The organism is Polyangium mundeleinium, from assembly GCF_028369105.1.
Classification (GTDB): domain Bacteria; phylum Myxococcota_A; class Polyangia; order Polyangiales; family Polyangiaceae; genus Polyangium; species Polyangium mundeleinium.
On sequence record NZ_JAQNDO010000001.1, the window covers coordinates 2,568,673 to 2,586,288 of the forward strand.

At 66.6% G+C, this 17,616-nt stretch carries 12 protein-coding genes and 1 pseudogene; 10 read left to right on the forward strand and 3 right to left on the reverse strand.

Going from position 1 to position 17,616, the window contains the following annotated elements; genetic code table 11:
• Positions 1 to 32 precede the first annotated feature (32 nt).
• From POL67_RS10400 to POL67_RS10425, 8 genes and pseudogenes are all read left to right on the forward strand, one after another.
• Positions 33 to 791, forward strand: a complete 759-nt coding sequence (locus POL67_RS10400) for a hypothetical protein (RefSeq protein WP_271917085.1) — start codon at positions 33 to 35, stop codon at positions 789 to 791.
• Positions 792 to 1,098: 307 nt separating this feature from the next.
• The gene (locus tag POL67_RS54180) at positions 1,099 to 1,233 is read left to right on the forward strand and encodes a hypothetical protein (protein ID WP_373372406.1); all 135 of its coding nucleotides are present in this window, start codon (positions 1,099 to 1,101) and stop codon (positions 1,231 to 1,233) included.
• Positions 1,234 to 1,363: 130 nt separating this feature from the next.
• Positions 1,364 to 1,429, forward strand: a pseudogene (locus tag POL67_RS54185) (hypothetical protein); the annotation flags it as partial.
• Between the two features lie 230 nt (positions 1,430 to 1,659).
• A complete protein-coding gene (locus POL67_RS10405; protein ID WP_271917086.1) occupies positions 1,660 to 2,595 on the forward strand; it encodes an RCC1 domain-containing protein in 936 nt (311 codons plus the stop codon).
• Between the two features lie 64 nt (positions 2,596 to 2,659).
• Positions 2,660 to 9,247, forward strand: coding sequence for an RHS repeat-associated core domain-containing protein (locus POL67_RS10410; protein WP_271930783.1), 6,588 nt, complete (start codon positions 2,660 to 2,662; stop codon positions 9,245 to 9,247).
• The gene (locus POL67_RS10415) at positions 9,244 to 9,552 is read left to right on the forward strand and encodes a hypothetical protein (RefSeq protein ID WP_271917087.1); all 309 of its coding nucleotides are present in this window, start codon (positions 9,244 to 9,246) and stop codon (positions 9,550 to 9,552) included. Before POL67_RS10410 ends, POL67_RS10415 begins: the two co-directional genes overlap by 4 nt.
• A gap of 58 nt (positions 9,553 to 9,610) precedes the next feature.
• Complete coding sequence (locus tag POL67_RS10420) at positions 9,611 to 10,312, forward strand: SUKH-3 domain-containing protein (protein WP_271917088.1); 702 nt, start codon at positions 9,611 to 9,613, stop codon at positions 10,310 to 10,312.
• A 51-nt stretch (positions 10,313 to 10,363) separates the two neighbouring features.
• Positions 10,364 to 10,777: a hypothetical protein gene (locus POL67_RS10425; protein ID WP_271917089.1), complete on the forward strand. Its 414-nt coding sequence runs from the start codon at positions 10,364 to 10,366 to the stop codon at positions 10,775 to 10,777.
• A 478-nt stretch (positions 10,778 to 11,255) separates the two neighbouring features.
• Here POL67_RS10425 and POL67_RS10430 read toward each other — a convergent pair whose 3' ends face one another.
• Entirely contained in the window at positions 11,256 to 12,392 is a 1,137-nt protein-coding gene (locus POL67_RS10430; RefSeq protein ID WP_271917090.1) for a PAS domain-containing protein, read from the reverse strand.
• 219 nt (positions 12,393 to 12,611) lie between these two features.
• Here POL67_RS10430 and POL67_RS10435 point away from each other — a divergent pair, with 219 nt between their 5' ends.
• On the forward strand, positions 12,612 to 14,390 hold the full coding sequence (locus tag POL67_RS10435; RefSeq protein ID WP_271917091.1) for a WD40 repeat domain-containing protein: 1,779 nt from the start codon (positions 12,612 to 12,614) through the stop codon (positions 14,388 to 14,390).
• Between the two features lie 3 nt (positions 14,391 to 14,393).
• Here POL67_RS10435 and POL67_RS10440 read toward each other — a convergent pair whose 3' ends face one another.
• Together POL67_RS10440 and POL67_RS10445 are read right to left on the reverse strand one after the other, a co-directional pair.
• Positions 14,394 to 15,152, reverse strand: a complete 759-nt coding sequence (locus POL67_RS10440; RefSeq protein WP_271917092.1) for an enoyl-CoA hydratase/isomerase family protein — start codon at positions 15,150 to 15,152, stop codon at positions 14,394 to 14,396.
• On the reverse strand, positions 15,149 to 16,165 hold the full coding sequence (locus POL67_RS10445) for an ATP-grasp domain-containing protein (protein ID WP_271917093.1): 1,017 nt from the start codon (positions 16,163 to 16,165) through the stop codon (positions 15,149 to 15,151). The genes POL67_RS10440 and POL67_RS10445 overlap by 4 nt, the downstream gene beginning before the upstream one ends.
• Positions 16,166 to 16,358: 193 nt before the next feature.
• Between POL67_RS10445 and POL67_RS10450 the strand changes: the two genes are divergently transcribed.
• A complete protein-coding gene (locus tag POL67_RS10450) occupies positions 16,359 to 17,528 on the forward strand; it encodes an acyl-CoA dehydrogenase family protein (RefSeq protein ID WP_271917094.1) in 1,170 nt (389 codons plus the stop codon).
• Positions 17,529 to 17,616 lie beyond the last annotated feature (88 nt).

Below are 17,616 nucleotides of genomic sequence, written 5' to 3' on the forward strand. Positions count from 1 at the left end.
GAGCGGCCAGAAGCGCGTACGGTGCGGCACCTATGTCCCGTACATTCGCCCCTGTTGATCTCGTCCAGCTCCCCCGCGTGGATTCGAATGGCGCCATCGCTCTTGCGAGCGCCGTCGAGTCGGCCGCCTCCAAGCACAACGATCTCCCTGCGAGCGTGACGGAGGCCGTCGCGCAGATCGTCGCGGATCGCATCGTCCTCCTGCAGGCCGTCGCGAAGACGCCTTCCGGCCTTTTGACGGTCAAGGAGGCGGATCGCCGCGTGGATAAAGTCGGCGGCGCCTTCCACGATATCTGCGCGGCGTGGGCCTCGCTCGCGGAGTTCCTGCCGGCGGGGCAGGACGCGGTTGTCCTCATGGATCGCGTCTTTCCCGATGGGCGGAAGTTCGTGAACCTGAAGGTGAAGGAGGAGTGGGCGGCGATCGAGACCAAGCTCTCGACCATTGAGCGGGAGGGGCTCAACGCGCATATCGACGCCATCGGCGCGAGCCCGGTCCTCGGGCTGCTCAAGCACATGCAGGCCGTGTATGGGGCCGTCATCGGTACGACGGAGGTCCCGGAGGAGGCGCCGGAGGTGCGCGATAGCAAGGACACGCTGCTCGATTCGATTCGTGCCTACGTCATCCAGGTGGCTGGCACGGTCAAGCGCGGCAAGCCCGAGACGGCCGCGCGCGCCGACGCCTTGCTCCGGCCCATCCGCGAATGGGAGAGCACGAAGCCCAGCAAGGACAAGGCGGATAGCCCGGAGGTGCCCGCGGGCGCGACGTCCGGCGCAAGCACGAGCGAAGGCTGAGATTCTCGAGGGTACCACGCGCCCGGCTCGTTGCGCTTGACACGCCTTCGTAGATGTGGTGGGCGAGCTTGCACCTCTCCCCCATGTCCTCCCCGTACACGCGCCCCCTCGTCCTCGCGCTTCTCTCCGCCCTCCTTTCCTGTGGCGGTCGCACCGATCTCCCCCTCACGGTCACCTCAGGCGACGATGAGCCCACGGCTTGCGTCCCTTTCGTCCCGGTCGCCTGCTACACCGGCCCAGCGGGCACCGAGAACGTGGGCATCTGCGCGAGCGGCGCTCAGTCCTGCGATGAGCACGGGCAGCCACCCTGTGCTGCGGCGACGGCGTCCTCGCCTTCGGCGAGACCTGCGAAGACGGCAATGCCGATCCGACGGACGCTGCACGCCGCTCTGCATGTCGCCCTTCTCTCTCTTGGGTTGATCCCTTCAGGGACCTGGTTTAAGGATTGTCGTCTTGTCCTCCTCCCCCCTGGGGGATTCCCTGGAGAAGGCGATGGATTCCTCCAGCGGGACCTCGGGGAGGAGTGCGATGGCGGTCCCTTGTGCTCGCCCTGGTGCAGGCACCGAAAGCTCGTGAGCGCAGGCGGCGGATTCACCTGCGCGGTCCTTTCGGATGAGAAAGCTCGCTGCTGGGGCAGCGCATCGAGCGGCAGGATCGGAAGCGAGGAGTTCGAGGATTTGGGGGATGAACCCGGCGAGATGGGCAAGCACCTGCGGGCCGTCAAGCTTGGGGAGGCGGCGCGGGTCGTCGATGTGGTCAGTAGCAGTGGGCATACCTGCGCGCTGCTCCGTGATGGACGTGTCGCGGCAACTCGAACGGCGTCCTCGGCCTTGGTCACAGCAAGTCCGTGGGAGATGAGCCGGGGGACATGGGCGATGCGCTTCCCTTCGTCGATCTCGGTACGGGCGCGACCGCGATCTCCATCGCGGCGGGCGTCTCCCATATCTGCGCGCTGCTCGCGGACGGACGCGTCAAATGCTGGGGATACGGCACCTATGGTGCGCTCGGATTGGGCGACACGAAGGACCGCGGAGACGAACCGGGCGAGATGGGCGACGCATTGCCGGCCGTCGACCTGGGTGCCGGCGCGGTCGTCGTCGCCATCTCCGCGGCCCAGTACCATAGCTGCGCGCTGCTCGCGGACGGGCGCGTGAAATGCTGGGGGAACGGTTCCTCAGGCCAGCTCGGAACCGGGGACAAAGAGACGCGAGGGGATGGCCCGGGCGAGATGGGCGACGCGCTGCCTGCCATCGACCTCGGGACCGGCGCGAAGGCTCTGGCCATCGCAGCCTGGGGCAACCACACCTGCGCGCTCCTCCACGATGGTCGTGTCAAATGCTGGGGCGGCGGCACCGACGGTTCGACCGGGCAGGGGGATACGTTCCATAGGGGAGACGAGCCGGGGGAGATGGGCGACGTTTTGCCGGCCGTGGACCTTGGAGCCGGCGCAACGGCGATCGCTATCGCAGGCAATTGCGCTGTCCTCGACGGCGGGCGCGTGAAATGCTGGGGCCACAACGGGTATGGCAGGCTCGGTCTTGGGGACACGCAGGCCCGCGGTGACGGTCCGGACGAGATGGGGGATCACCTGCCCTACATCGATCTCGGCGCAGACGCTGTGGCCGTCGCCGTCGTTCCGGGCGGCTCCCACACGTGTGCGATCCTCCAGGAAGGTCGCGTCAAATGCTGGGGCGGCAACACATTTGGAGCGCTTGGGCTCGGTGACCACGAGCACCGGGGCGACGACCCAGGAGAGATGGGCGACGCGCTTCCCCTGGTGGATCTAGGCGCAAGCTTGTGGTGAAGCCGTGTGCCCGCGGGAGCATGGCAGCCGACAGACGTGCTCGTGCGCAGGCTTAGTGCGCGCCATGGTCGCCCCCCGCGTATCTCGGCGTACTTCCGGAAAGCACCTTCTCCCCCTCCTCTTCTTCGTTGTAACCGTGTTCGCGACGGCCGCTTGCACCGGGCACGGCGAACCCAGGCTCGAGGAAGCTCGCCTGGCCCAAGGGGGACCGAATCATCCGGGACCGACACCTGGCCCTCAGCCAGACCCGGAGTGCCCCACGTCGGGAGCAGCGTTTCCCGCGGACCTGAGCTCGTCCAGCGAGCCGTCCGATGCCGGGGCCACCGCGGGATCGTTCAGCGTCACGGCGACGGGGGACGCGCGATACGTGTTGCCGCTCGAAGCCGCTCCTGGGCGCGCAGGGATGTCGCCCAGAATTGCGCTCGAGTACGACGGATCCGGGGACGGTGTCGTGGGATTCGGTATTTCATTGTCCGGATTCTCGCGGGTGACGCGTTGCCCGAAGAACCAGGCGCAGGATGATGCGATCGCGCCGATTGCGTACGACGACAAAGATCCGTTGTGCATCGATGGGCGGCGGCTCGTGAAGGTCGGCGAGGGGGCAGGCGTCATCGAATATCGTACGATCCCCGAGTCCTTCACGAAGGTGCTCGCCTTCTTCCCCGCCGGTTGGGATCCCACGCTGGGACCGTCGAGCCTGCGTGCAACCACGAAAGAAGGGCTGACGGTCGATTACGGAACGACGGAAGACAGCAAGGCGCTAGCCTCGAATGGAGCGGTCCGGGCGTGGTGGGCAGCGCGATCGACGGATCGAAGCGGAAACTGGATCGGGTTCACATACCACAACCATAAAAATATCGTAGATCCGGCGCACCCCTATACGACCGAGATCTTGCCCGATCGAATCTCGTACACGGGGCACCCGAATTTGCCTCCGACGCGTTCGGTGGTGTTCGTGTACAACGAACGCTCGGCGCCGCTCGTACGGACCACGTTCACGGGCGGGATGAAGCTGCGAACGTCGCGGCTGCTCTCCAGCATCGAAATGAGAGCGCCCCTCAACACGATCGTCCGGCGGTACGATCTCGCATATACATCGAGCTCGACGACGGGCCGGAGTCTGCTCTCCTCGCTGAAGGAATGCTCGGCGCAAGGCCTCTGCAAGCCGGCAACGCGGTTTGGATGGAACATGCCGCCGCTCGGGTTCGAGGACGTCCAGACAACACTCAAGGTCCCCGTTCACGCGACCGCTTCCGTGATCACCACGGATCTCGAAGGAGACGGGCTCGATGACGTGGTGATGGCCGACGGCGAGTCGACGGTTCCACCGCCGCCAGTCACGTACTTCTTTACGGCCAGCCCGTTTGCCGCCAAATTCGAGCGAGCGTTCTTTCTCGACTTCGACGTCTACTCCACGCCGATTCTCGAGCGCGGCACCCCGATCGACATCGACCACGACGGCAAGCTCGATCTTTTCCTGCACGACATGAACGGCAATGCGACGACGTGGCAGGTGCTCCGCGCGCAGGCCGACGGCACCTTCGACCTGCATAATACCGGCGTCTCGCGGCCGTTCCCCGGGAGCCAAAGCATCCCGACGGGCCTCCGGGGCCCCGACGCCTCCGCGCACCTCGCGGATATGAATGGCGATGGGATGGCGGATCTCGTCACGTGCACGAAGGCGCCGGTTCTCTACGCATGGACGTACCGCCCGTGGGCGCCCACGCCCGGCGGCTTTGCCGCTACGACAGAGGTCATCCCGACGCTGGAGATCCAGCCCTGCAATTCGGATCTCTACACGGTCGATGTGGATGGAGATGGAAAGAGCGAGCTCGTCGTCCCCGACGTGCAGATCCTGCCGGACGGATCCCCGCAATTCCTCAATGAATACGTCGCCGTCACGAGGCGGGGGCCGGGGAGCTTCGCAGCGACAGCGCAAGACCTCCCCACCGTGCCGCCAGGCGGCGGAATGTTTTTCCTCGACGTGAACGGCGACGGCTTGCCTGACGCGGTCCAGACGGGCTTTTCGAATGGCCAGCCCGCGACGTTCTTGAACACGGGCGCCGGGTATTTGCCGAGCGTGAACGCGTTGCCGGGCGTCTTGCTCCCGTCGGATACGTTCGCGCAGCTCGGGGCGCCCATCGATTTCGATGGCGATGGACTGCAGGATTTGCTGATCCCGTTGAACCATTTCGCGGGCGGCGTGCCCCACTGGTCGGTGCTGCGGTCGCGCGGGGATGGGACGTTCGCGATCGTCGATGTACCGGAAATCACGTTCAGCACGCTCCTTACCGCGGCAGGGGTTACCATCGCGCATCCGTTCGCGGCGCGTGTGATGGAGGCGAACGGGGACGGCGCCAACGACGTTCTCCTTCCGATTGATGAGAATTTTCGCGTGTTTCTCAACCGCGCGGCGCACGTGGACACGCTCGCGTCGGTGACGGATGGAATGGCGCGCCACCAGCCCGGCGATCCGGAGTTCCGGCCCGGCGTGGCGATCAAGTACGCGACGCTCGCGGATCCGAGCGTGTACGAGCGGGCGGAGGGGTGCGAGTACCCCGTGCGGTGCGTGGCAGGGCCGCGGCGGGTGGTCGCGGCGTACGAGGTCGATACGGCGGGGGAAAAACCGCGCCATTACGATCTGTTTTACAAGGATGCGCGCTTCCATCGTCTCGGCCGCGGTTTTCTCGGCTTCGCCGAGCGGGTGGTGCGGGACGTGGACAAGGATGCAGGGCGGATCGAGATCTACGACAACAAGACGTATGATCCGGGTTTTCGCACCTTTCCCTTTGCCGGTCAGCCGACCCAGGTCATGCGGTGGGCAACGACGCGGAGGACGGACGATGTCACGGTCGAGCTTTCGTTCAGCTCGATCATGCATCAATTGATGCCGTCGAGCGGGGGGGCGAGCCATTTCACGATGCCGGTGTACCGCCGGGAGCGAGTGGAGCAGGGAGAGCTCCATCTGCTGGTGCTGGCTGCGGATTTCCAGGGGCGCTTTGAGCTCTATGCCAAGGCCGCGTCCGGAGGGACCGCGGACACGACGCGTCTCTCCGAGTCGATCCACATGCTCCTCGACACGGACGACTTCGGGAACGCGCTCGCGGAGAAGACGCTCGTCGCACGGGAGTTCGACCTTTTCGGCGGCACACTCGACTCGCAGGCGGACACGATCGAGGAGGTGAAGCGGACGTTCGAGAATGACACGGCGACATGGCAAATCGGACTTCTGGAGACCCAGGAGCATTGCAGCACTGCCGGTGGACGTACACTTTGCCGCACGGCGGCACGAACGTACGATGGAAGCGGTCGCCTGTCGGGGATGACCGTCAGTTCGCCTGGAGACCCTGACTCGTGGGTGGACGTTTCGTTCGGCCGGGATGTCTTCGGCAACATCACGAAGACGGTCGCGCGTGATGCGTTCGAGGGGCGACGTGCAACATGTACGGCCTACGAGCCGGAAGGCATCTTTCCGTACGCGAGCGGTAACGCGAAGGGGCACTTGAGCTTCGCGAAGTATCATCCAGGGTTCGGCGCCCCGCTCACGGTGATCGATCCAAATGGTCGCGCCACGCAATGGGCGCTCGACGACTTTGGTCGGGTCGTGAAGGAAAAGCGGCCGGGTGGAGTCGAGACGACGAGAATGATTCTGCGCGACGCGGCGAACGTGGTCCGCGTACGCACAACCACGCCGGGGTGGGGGGCCGAAGAGGTCGAGCTCGATCGTCTTGGGCGTCCGATCCGGCAATGGTCCCGTGGAACCACGCTGGCCGGCGTGCTCGGTCCGAGGACGCTCCACGAAATCACATACGACTCGTTCGGGGAACACGTCGAGCGTGCGCTCGTGCCCACGGCGGAGACAACGCCTGGGGCCGATCGGCATTACCACCGGTTCGAGCGTGACGGCCTCGGCCGCGTCACGAAGCACTTCTCTCCCTGGGGGGGCGTGACGAGGACGCAGCACGAGGGCTCGGAGGTGTGGATCTTCGATGCGCGTGGAGGGCACACCGTCACGCACGTGGACGGTCTCGGCCGCATCGTGAAGGTCATCGACGCCAACGATAAAGAAACGACGTATGGATACGGACCGTTCGGTGGGCTGTGGACGGTCACGGAGCCCGACGGCGGCAGCAATGCCATGACGATCACGACCATGGAGCGGGACGCGTTCGGGCGCGTTCGGACGCTCCACGAACCGGACCGCGGCACGACAGTGACGCGTTACACCGGATTCGGCGAGTCCTGGTGGACACAGGACGCGCTCGGGCGGGAGACGCTCTCGCAACGTGACGGCCTCGGGCGTGTGACGAGGCGCGTCGACGCCGACGGGGAGACGCTCTGGACCTGGGACACGGCGCCGAATGGGATCGGTGCGATGGACGAGGTCCAGAGCCCGAAGGGCCACACCAAGCGGTGGAGCTACGACGGGGCGGGGCGACCCATCGCGACCGAGCTCGGCATCGGCGTGGAGACGTTCACGATCGGATTCGACTACGACGCCCAAAGCCGACTCTCGAGGGTGACGTACCCCGAGGCGGCGGGTGTTTCGTTCGGAATCGATAACGTGTGGGACGACGCCGGGCACCTCGTCAGGGTACACGAGGTCGGCAGCCTCGTGGATACGTGGGCGATCACGAGCGTGGACGGAGCCGGCCGGATCACCGGGGAGCTCTTCGGCAATGGTGCCGAGACGGAGCGGGTCTACGATGGATCCCGGGGCCGGATTTCCTCGATCCGAACGACCACCGCGACAACGCTCCAGCATCTTTCGTTCGGGTACGACGAGGCGCTGAATGTCACGCGGCGCGAGGATCTACGGAACCTCGTCCCACAGGTCGAGACGTTCCAGTACGACGAGCTCCAGCGCCTCTCGTGCGCGGCGTTCGACGGGGAAGCGCCCTGCGCGCGGTCGTGGACCTATGGCGCGAACGGCAACCTGCTGTCGTCGCCCGGCGCGGGCGCGTACGACTACGCTCTCAGCCGACCGCACGTGCTCGAGAGCACGCAGCTCGGCGCGTACGCGCACGATGCGGTCGGCAATCAAATCGGGCGACCAGACGCGACGGTCGAGTACACAGCATTCGACCTGCCGAAGCGCCTGACCTTTGCCAATGGCGCCGGGGACGTGCTGTTCGACTATGACGGGGACCAGCAAAGGATCCGGAAGACGGCTGGGGATCTCGTATCCGTCTACGTGGACGAGCTCTACGAACGGGTGACGAACTTCGCCACGGGGGCTGTGGAACACCGGTACCACGTCAGGTCGGGCGAGCGGACGGTCGCCGTCGTGACGCGTTCCGGAGCCGCGACGACGCGGCGGTATTTGCACGTCGATCACCTCGGCTCCGTGGATGTCGTCTCGAACGAGACGGGGACGGCGGTCGAGCGGCGGAGCTACGATCCGTTCGGCGCGCGACGGAACCCGCAATGGGGAACGCCGCCCGCGGGCCCCTTCTCGTCGGAGACGTCGCTCGGGTTCACCGGGCACCTCGGGGACGAGGAGCTAGGTCTCGTGTTCATGCGCGGTCGCATGTACGACCCGAAGATCGGGCGGTTCCTCACGCCGGATCCGCTGGTCCCGAATATCTATTCGGCGCAGAGCTGGAATCCGTATTCGTACGTCGAGAACAATCCGCTGACGTTCACGGATCCGAGCGGGTTCAGTCCGGAGCTCACCGCGTACGGTCCCTACTATCAAGCGTCCGGGGATGGGGGCACATACATCGAAAGCCACGCGGCGTTTGTCGAGGTCGTTGCAGACCAGGAGGAAGAGGCGACAGAGGCGGCCGAATCGGGGGCGCTGCGTGATGCGCTCGATTTCGGATCCTGGGGGACCACCACGGCATTCCGCGCGGCCCCCGCGCCCGGGGGCGGAGAGCAGGACAGGAAGGACGGCTGGGACGTCGCCCTGGACACGCTCGGCGGGTTCGCTTCGGAATGGGTGGAGGACACGATCGACACGGCAATCACCGGCGCAGCGATCCTCGCTGCGCCGAACCTCTACTTCGCCTACAAGGGGTTCCAGCTCTGGACCGGCGTGATATCCACGGGCGTCGGTGGCTACGAGGAGGGGGGCATTGCAGGCGCAGCGAAGGCCCTGCTCGGGATGCTCAATCCGCTGCGGAGTGTGGGCGAGCTAAAGGACGCGGTCGATCGAGGAGATTATGGGGCGGCGGGGGCGCATGGGTATCACGCGGTCAAGATGGTGGTGCAGACCGTCGCGGGTGGGGTGCTCGTGGGCGGTGGGAGGAATTTGGCTGCTGGGGCAGTGCGAGGACCGGCGAGCGGAGCGAAGATCGTCTCGCCGCCGCTGCCAGGACAGGTCATTCGGGGCTCAATCGAAAAGCCAGTGTTTGAAGGGCATGGAGGTACCATTCCGGGTTCGACCAAAATTCCGCCGGGAACGTGGCTTCAAATCCCATTGTCGTATTTTTTGCCCGAGGCGGCTGCTCAACAGGCTGCGATGAGGGGCACACTCGGAAGCGGTGGACTCGTGATCCCGCCCGGCGGGAACGCACCGCGTCTCGTTCTGTACCCACAAACGCCTGGAATGTATGTTAGGCCCACGTCATGGCAAGTGACGCGACCGACGCTACTGGAAGACATTCTCGAACCCAACATGGGTTTTTGCGTGTGGGGAGCATGTAGATGACCGACTCGACGAAGACCCATCGACGCGGGATTTCGTGCCAAATTACGGCATTTGAAATCCTTGACGCTCCCACGGACCCGGACGTGCCGCCCCGGAAGTGGATGGCGGTAGCTACCGCCCACGTCTACGACCCCAACATGGTCATGCCACCACTGACACCCGCACAGACGGTGTTGGCAGGAGAGACGATGCGGGTGATCAGCAGCCGCTCGTACGCCGACACCGAAGCGGAGGCGATGGCTATCGCGCTCCAGGGCCTGCTCTTTGAGCTGACGGCGAGCGGGTTCTCGGCAACCACGACGTGAAGCTCTGGTGAGTTCATTTCGGTTACCGCCGCTCCCTTCGAGCCGGAGAGACGCTGCCATGAAGCAATACTTCAAGCATTACGCCGAGTCCGAACTCGGAGTGGGAACCGCATACATGGAGGTCACGGACGGCTGGCCGAGTCGCCAGGTCGAGGTCTATGGTGAGACGTGGCGGTGGGGGGACGAGGCTCACAACAAGTATCTCGCGGATCAACCCTTCGAGGTCCTCGAGCTTGGTGAAGAGCACGAGATCTCCGTGGAGGAGTTCGAGCGAGCGTGGCAGGAGGCGCTGAAGCGGTCCGAGTCTCTGGAATGGTCTGCACAAACCGAAGCCCGATTGATGGCCGCCGGATGGCACAAAGGTCGCCGAGATACGCGGCGTGTTGCAAGGTGGCGGCAAAAGCTGGAAACCCCCAACGGGTTTCGCATGTCGATGGCGGCCGAAAAAGCTCTGGAGGAGTTTGGCGGTCTTCGTGTGGACTGCAAAGGGCCCGGTCTCGCGTGCGCCCGCGGTGGCTTCGACGTGGACCCGGAGCTTGCGAGCGGCGAAGAGGACCGGTTCGGTGACTTCCGGGATCAGGTTGGGAGTGATCTCTTTCCCCTGGGCGAGGCGTACAATGGTGAGGTATTTCTCGCCATCGACGGCATAGGCCGCGTCTATCTTCTCGGTGACAGGATTCAACTGGCTGGGACCAGTATCTATAGCGCGCTGGACTCCATCTTGGTCGGGCGCTTGCCGAGGGACATCGCTGGGGCATAGCCTATGTCATATGCGGCTTCACCGTCGCGCCTTTCACCCCGTGACGACGGCATGAATCTCCAACCTGTGGATGCTCTCCCGTGGGTTCGCGCACGACCTCAGCAATTCTTCCCCCTGGGCAAGCTCGAGCCCATCTACTTGCTCGCCTACTTGATGGCCGACGTGCTGGAACTGGGTCGTGGCTCTTGCACCATCCGGCAGCGGGACGGCTGGTGGATCATCGGAAGCGAGATCGACTGGCTGCATGATGCGCGACATTCGGAGACCGAACTTTTCGAGCGAGTCGTCGCGGCGCCACAACACGGGGAGCACTCCATGCGTGGCGAAGTCCTGCTGTCAGCTTTTGCCAGGTCCGTATGGATCGCGCTCGACGGGCGGAGAGTATGCATTCAGGGGGAGGAACCGCCGCCGGGAGCATGGGACCAGGCCGTGGACCTCCATCGAGCCATCGTCTTCGCCATGTGACGGCAACGCTCGGTCGAGCCCCATCGAGGCCCCTTCCCCTCTCCCGAAAAGAACCGCCCACCCCGGCCAGGGTCCTCTCTCCCTGCGCCCCGCAATGCCGAGGCCCCGCGTCGGGGTTTCCTTCAGGCTCCTACGCCCCAATGCGACCCCAGGCCTGCCGCCCCTCTTTCAATCCACCGCACATGACGACCCTGGGGGTGGATCCTGCTTTCGGGAGCGAAGAGACGAGGCACCCAAGGGCAGGCATCCGTTCCTCCACGCATAACGTCTTCCCACCCCGAAGCAGGTCCCTCCCGCAAGACAGATAGCGTGAAAGCACCCCCTCCCAGGCTCCGCGAGGGAAGCACCGAGCGGGAAGCCACCCCGGGGGTGCTCCTCCGGGCCGAGGGAGGAGCCGTCGTAGAGGCCCGGGGCGGGTGGAGACGCGAAACGAGGATCGGTCCCCCACCCGCCTCCTGCCTCGCGCACCTGAGGAGATTCAGACCAGCGCCCCCACACTCGCATCCGCCTGCGCCTGCGCGTGCATCCGCCGAATGCAGAGCCTGAGCCCCTCCCGCAGGTTCGCGCAGGTGATCACGCGTGACAGGTCGAGCCCGAGGCTCACCACGGTTTGCGCGACGGTCGGCCGGATGCCCGTGATGATGCCCTCGGCGCCGAGCAGGCGAATGGCCGAGATGAGCGAGAGGATGTGGGCCGCCGTCGCCGTGTCCACGATCTCGACGCCGGTGAGGTCCAGGATCGCATAACGAGCGCTCTGCCGGGAGACCGCCGTGAGCAGGTCGTCCATCACCCGCGCGGCGCGGGCGCTGTCGACGACGCCCACCATGGGGAGCGTGACCACGCGGTCCCATACCTCGATGATCGGCGTCTCCAGGTTGCGGATGACCTCCTGCTGACGCTCGATGAGATGGAGCCTGTTCTGCATGTCCTGCATGGCGCGCTTCGATTCGCTCTTGTCGCACGACAAGCAGATGGCGCCGACGACCTCGCCGTCGGCGTTCTTGACCGGGGAAAACCAGTTCTCCCAGAGGACGCCGTGCGCTTCGACGATGTAGTGACGGTCCTCGCCGCGAAGGGCGCGCTCGACGTTCTCCAGGATCACGGGATCGTGCGCGTACGCCTCGGGGAGGTGCTTGCCGAGGTTGAAGTTGGGTCCGAGGCCGCTCGTGATCAGGCTCTTGCCGTCATTCAAGGTGACATAGCCGTTCCGATCCACGACGGTCACCGCGATGTCCAGGTTGTCGAGCAGCACGCGCAGGATCCGCTCCGGATCATTTTCGCTCGGCTGCGCGGCAGGCGCGGCGGGGAGGAGCACGGCGTGGATTGCGGGGCCATCGCTCACCCGGCGCGCGCTCCAGGAGAAGGCCTGGTCGTGCCCGTCCGCCCCCCGGAGCCTGCTCACGGCGCGGAGCGCCTCGCCGTCCTTCGGCAGACGCGCCCATGACGCCTGGAAGGCGCCCCGATCCTCGGGATGCACCGTCTCCACGAGCGAGCGCCCCACCGCGCCCTTCTCGCCGAAGAAGCGCGCGGCCTCCCGGTTCGCCATTGTAATGACGCCCTCGGGGCTCGTCACGAAATAGATGCCCGGGCATGCGTCGAGAAAGGATTGGAGCATGAGTTGTCCTGCTTGCGATCTTGTTACCACCGTACGCTACGTCATTGCAATCCTGCAATTTATAATTCGTGCCTGTCAGGCCCATGACAGCCAATGCGCCGTTTGCATGGCGGTGCTGCGGGTCGCGTCCTTTCGATTTCGTGGAGGGTATCCGCGCTTCGCCGGGGTCTCGCTGCGGCCTCGCTTGCCATGCGCCCGCCCTTTCGCTCTCATGTCCGGGTGCGCACCCACCTCCTCGGTCTCCTCGCGCGTGTCACGGCCGGGATCCTGTTTCCCCTCGTGCTAGGCGCATCGGGGTGCTGCGGCTGCCCGATGGGCCTGTGCACGTCGTTGATGAAGGGGCTGCCGGGGCCGGGATCGTCACCGCCCACGACGGGGCCTTCGCTCGGCGTCGGCGGCGGCGCGGGCGCATCCGAGGCCGAGGCCGAGGAGGGCGAGCCGAGCGCGCCGCTCGCGCCCGAGGGCGCGCAGGCCGAACGTCAACCCGTCCACGGGAGCGCGCAGGAGCCGAGCCTGAGCCTCGACAGCAGGCTGCCCATGCGCGGGGCGCTGCAGAAGCAGGCGAACGGCAAGACGCGCTTCGTGCCGCATTCGGCCACGGCCGCAGCGCCGATCGGGGACGGGTCGTCCTTCGTCGTCGCCGGCGTCACGGGCCTCTGGCAACACGATACGAAGACCCTGGCGAAGCGCTCGCGCCTCGTCCCCGGGCCCGTGCTGGATGTCGCCGCGGCGCCGGACGGCACGCGGTTCGCCTATACGCTTTCCGGCGGCCGCGTGCGGGTCGTCGAGTACCCGAGCCTCAAGCAGAGCGCGGCGGCGACCGTCGACGTGCCGGTTCGCATGCGGTTCTCCGCGGATGGCAAGCACGTCGCGTTTGGCTCGGAGAGCGATACGGTGACGCTCCTCGACGTAGCCACGGGCAAGACCCACGTGTTCGACACGGACGAGGACGTGAACGACGTCTTCCCCATGCCGGATCGGCCCGGCGAGGTCGCGTATGCGAGCGACGACGACGAGTTCGCGATCGTCGACGTCTTGAAGGGCCGCAAGGTGTTCGGCTCGGAGCCGCTCGTGGAGCGCTGGCGGTCCACGAACCGACCCTTCTTCACGATGCGCGATCAGCAAGCCGTCGCCTACGATCCCGTCACGAAGACGCTCATCGGCGGCGGGGACGACAACATGCTCTGGCGGGTCGACGATCTGCGCGGATCCCCTTCGATCCGGTCGCCCATCGAGCTCGGCGGCAACGTCGTGGAGATCGCCTGTTGCGCGGGGCAAACCGCGGTGGACCGCGCGGCCTACGTGGCCGTCGATGACCTCCGGGTGCGCGCCGTGGCCCTCGACGGGCGGCTCGGGCCGCAGTTCGGGCCGCTCATGAGCAGCGTGGGCTCGTTCAAGATCCGCATCGCGCTCGTGCCCTCGGGCGACCTGCTGATCGCGCCGCAAGGCACGCTCTACCGCTGGGTGCCGCGCACGGGCGAGGCGCTGCGCTCGTCCGATTACGCCGCGCCCGCCGCGCTCTCGGCGAGCGCGCTCGACGCCGACACGGTGTACGTGCTCTGCGACACGGGCGTCTGCATGGTCCACCGCGTGGCCCACGGCGCGCCCGCCGCGGACGTGGAGACGGTGATCCTCGGGGATCTTCCGGGCCTCGGGATGCGCGCGATCCTGCCGTTCGACGGCGGAACACGCGCGATCGTGACCTCGAAGGACAACAAGCTCCGGCTCGTGTACCTGGCCTCCGGCGGCGCGCTGGAGGCGCCGATCGACACGTCCGCGGAGGCCTCGTTCGGCGAGAAATACGCCCGGCGCGACGGCGGGACGCACGGGTGCATCCTGCCCGGCGGCGACGTCTACGAGATCACGGCGAGCCCACGCGGCGCCCGCAAGGTGGGCACGGCCGCGGGCAGCGGGCCCGTGTCGTCCTTCAACTGGGATGTGGCCTCGAAGCGCTGGCGCATCGGGCGCGGCGCGCACGGGTTCGTGTACGTCCCGTAGAACCTATCCGCGTCGCTTGAAGAACGCGTCGAGCGCGGCCTGATGAGCCGGGCCGCCCCAGACCTCGGCGAAGGTCGCCCGCTCGCGCTCGATCGCGTCGCCGCGCATCGCCGCGCGGACCGCCGTGAGCGCGCGTTTCTGCGCCGCGACCACGTCACGGGCGCCGCCGGCGATCCGCCCGATGCGCTCGATCGCCCGCTCGCGTGACGTTCCCTTGGGGACGACCTCGTTCACGAGCCCGATCCGCGCGGCCTCCTCGGCGCCGATCTTCTCGGCCGAGAACATGAGCCGCGGCGCCTCGATCGGCCCCACGCGCTCGACGAGCCGCGTGAGCCCGCCCCAGGCCGGCGAGAGGCCCATGCGGGCGTGCCGGAATGCGAGCGAGGCGTGGGCCTCGACGATCACCATGTCGCAGAGGAGCAAGAGCTCGCAGCCGCCGCCGTAGACGTCGCCCTGCACCGCGGCCACGACGGGCAGCGCGCTCGTCTCCAGGAGCACGAGGTCCTCGTACATGTCGAGCACCACGGACGGGCCCGCCTGCTCCCGCACGGCACGGCTGATCTCGTGGAGATCGCCGCCTGAAACGAACGTCTCTTCGCCCGTCGCGGTGAGCACGATGCCGCGGACCGCGGGATCGGCCTCGGCCACGCGGATGGCCTCGGCGAGGCGGCGGGTGAGGTCTCGGTCGAGGGCGTTGCGGGTCTTCGGTCGGTCGATCGTGAGGACGAGCGCGCCCTCCGTAGGCTCGATCCGCAGGCTCAAGACGGCACTCCGCGGGCCCGGCCGTTGAGACGGCCGTTCATGCGGGTGGGGATGGGCGGCAGACGCCGGGGCGGCATGCGCTCGTCGTGGATCACGTTCGTGATGCGCAGATCGACCTCGCGTTGCGAGATGCGCCCGTGCGTCAGGGCGTACTTCTCGGCGTGCTCGATGATGGCCGAGGCCACGTCGATGCCGCTCGCGCGCTCGATGCCTTCGAGCCCGGGGGAGCTGTTGATCTCGAGGATCTTCGGCTTTTTCTTCGATTCGAGCATGTCGACGCCGGCGACCTCGAGGCCCATCACCTTGACCGCGCGGATGGCCGCGTTGCGGTAGGCGGGCAGGAGCTTGACCTTGTCGCCCTTGCCGCCGCGGTGCAGGTTCGAGCGGAATTCGCCGGGCTTGGCGACCCTGCGCATCGAGGCGACCACGCGGCCGCCGACCACGAGGATGCGGATGTCGCGGCCCTTCGACTCGCGGACGTACTCCTGCAGGACGATGTCCTGGCCCATGGCCCAGAGCGTCTCCAGGAGCGAATGCACGGCCTGGGGGGTCTCGGCGATCATGGTGCCGATGCCCTGCGTGCCCTGCTGGAGCTTGACGATGGCGGGACACCCGACGAGGGCGAGCGCCGAGTCGACGCCGGCCGGGCTCCGCGCGCAGATCGTCGCGGGGACGTCGATGTTCTTGCGGTTCAGGAGCTGCAGCGCGCGCAGCTTGTCGCGGCTCCGGGCGATGGAGACCGCGCTGTTCAGCACGGGCACGCCCATGAGGTCGAACTGGCGCACCACGGCGAGGCCGTAGTTCGTGATGCTCGCGCCGATGCGGGGGATCACGAGGTCGAACCGAGGCACGGGGTTGCCCTCGTGGAGCAGGCTCGATCGGCCCTTGGAGACGACGATCTGCAGGTCGAGCGGGTCGATGACCGTGACCTCGTGGCCACGCGCGCGGGCGGCCAGGACGATCCGGCTGGTCGAGTAGAGGTTCTGGTTGCGCGAGAGGAGGAGGAACCGCATCCGGGGGGACCGAGGCTAGCAGAGCTTGGGAGCGGGGGCGCGCGGTTCCCTCGGCTTCGCCGGCCGGGGTACGACCTCACATTTCTTCCTCTTGCGCCCGTGAATATTTCGTGTACGAATCATCGTAGAAACGCCGGGAAATCATGGGGTGAGAGCGCCCTGGGGGCCGGCGAAAACCGAGGAGTTCGTGGCCATGTGGCAGCCGTTCACCGAGGAGCACGAGCAGTTCCGGAAGACCGTCCGCGCGTTCGCCGAGAAGGAGCTCGCGCCGCACGCCGAGGAATGGGAGGACGAGGAGTGCTTCCCGAATTGGGTGTTCAAGCGCGCCGGTGAGCTCGGCATCCTGGGCGCCCATTTCCCCGAAGAGCACGGCGGCATGGGGCTCGACTACTGGTTCAGCGCGGCGAAGGCGGAGGAGCTGCCGCGCTCACGCCTGGCCGGCGTGACCATGGGCCTGCTCGTGCAGAGCGACATGGCGACCCCGGTGATCAGCGACCTCGGGACGAAGGAGCAGATCGAGGAGTTTTTGAAGCCCGTGCTCGCGGGGGACAAGGTCATCTCGCTCGGCGTGAGCGAGCCTGCGGCGGGCAGCGACGTGGCCGGCATCCTCACGACGGCGCGCAAGGACGGCGACGACTACGTGCTCAGCGGGCAAAAGACGTTCATCACGAACGGGACGCGGGCCGATTTCGTGACGCTCCTGGCGAAGACGACCCCCGACCGCGGGGCGCACGGCTGCTCGTTTTTCCTGGTCCCGACGAACCTGCCGGGCTTCAGCGTCTCGAAGAAGCTGAAGAAGATCGGCAACAAGTCCTCGGACACGGCGGAGCTCTTCCTCGACGGCGTGCGGGTGCCGAAGCGGTACCTGCTCGGCGAGGAGAACATGGGCTTCATGTACCTGATGCAGAACTTCCAGAGCGAGCGGCTCATCGGCTCGGTCAGCGCGCTCGCCGGCGGGTTCTACATGCTGGAGCAGTCGATCGCATACGGCCGCGATCGCGTGGCGTTCGGCAAGCCCATCCTCAAGCGCGAGGTCTGGCAGCACAAGTTCGTGGACCTTTACACGCGGGCGGAGGCGGCGAAGTCCCTCGTGTACAAGTGCGTCGACCATTACAACGACGAGCGCTACGTGAAGAAGCAGGCGGTCAGCTTCGACACGGTGAAATACATCTCGATGGCGAAGGTGCTCGTGGGCGACGTGGTGAGCGACATCATGGACACGTGTCTGCAGTTCCACGGCGGCTGGGGTTACATCGAGGACTTCCCGATCGCCCGTGCCTGGCGCGACCAGCGGCTCTTCCGCATCGGCGGCGGGACGACCGAGACCATGAAGTACTACATCGCCAAGTTGATGGGCTTCTGACCGTCCAGACCTCCCCCCGGTCCCCCCCCGGTCCCCCGCGCGGGCGGAAAAGTGCTCCGGTGTAGGTTGGATCGCTAAAAAAACAGGA

Excerpts from the sequence above, each read along its gene's own strand:
- POL67_RS10420 (WP_271917088.1), top strand. The coding sequence starts at position 9,611 with ATGAAGCAATACTTCAAGCATTACGCCGAGTCCGAACTCGGAGTGGGA.
- POL67_RS10430 (WP_271917090.1), bottom strand. The coding sequence starts at position 12,392 with ATGCTCCAATCCTTTCTCGACGCATGCCCGGGCATCTATTTCGTGACG.
- POL67_RS10415 (WP_271917087.1), top strand. The coding sequence starts at position 9,244 with ATGACCGACTCGACGAAGACCCATCGACGCGGGATTTCGTGCCAAATT.
- POL67_RS10405 (WP_271917086.1), top strand. The coding sequence starts at position 1,660 with ATGGGCGATGCGCTTCCCTTCGTCGATCTCGGTACGGGCGCGACCGCG.
- POL67_RS10445 (WP_271917093.1), bottom strand. The coding sequence starts at position 16,165 with ATGCGGTTCCTCCTCCTCTCGCGCAACCAGAACCTCTACTCGACCAGC.
- POL67_RS10400 (WP_271917085.1), top strand. The coding sequence starts at position 33 with ATGTCCCGTACATTCGCCCCTGTTGATCTCGTCCAGCTCCCCCGCGTG.
- POL67_RS10450 (WP_271917094.1), top strand. The coding sequence starts at position 16,359 with ATGTGGCAGCCGTTCACCGAGGAGCACGAGCAGTTCCGGAAGACCGTC.
- POL67_RS10410 (WP_271930783.1), top strand. The coding sequence starts at position 2,660 with ATGGTCGCCCCCCGCGTATCTCGGCGTACTTCCGGAAAGCACCTTCTC.
- POL67_RS10425 (WP_271917089.1), top strand. The coding sequence starts at position 10,364 with ATGAATCTCCAACCTGTGGATGCTCTCCCGTGGGTTCGCGCACGACCT.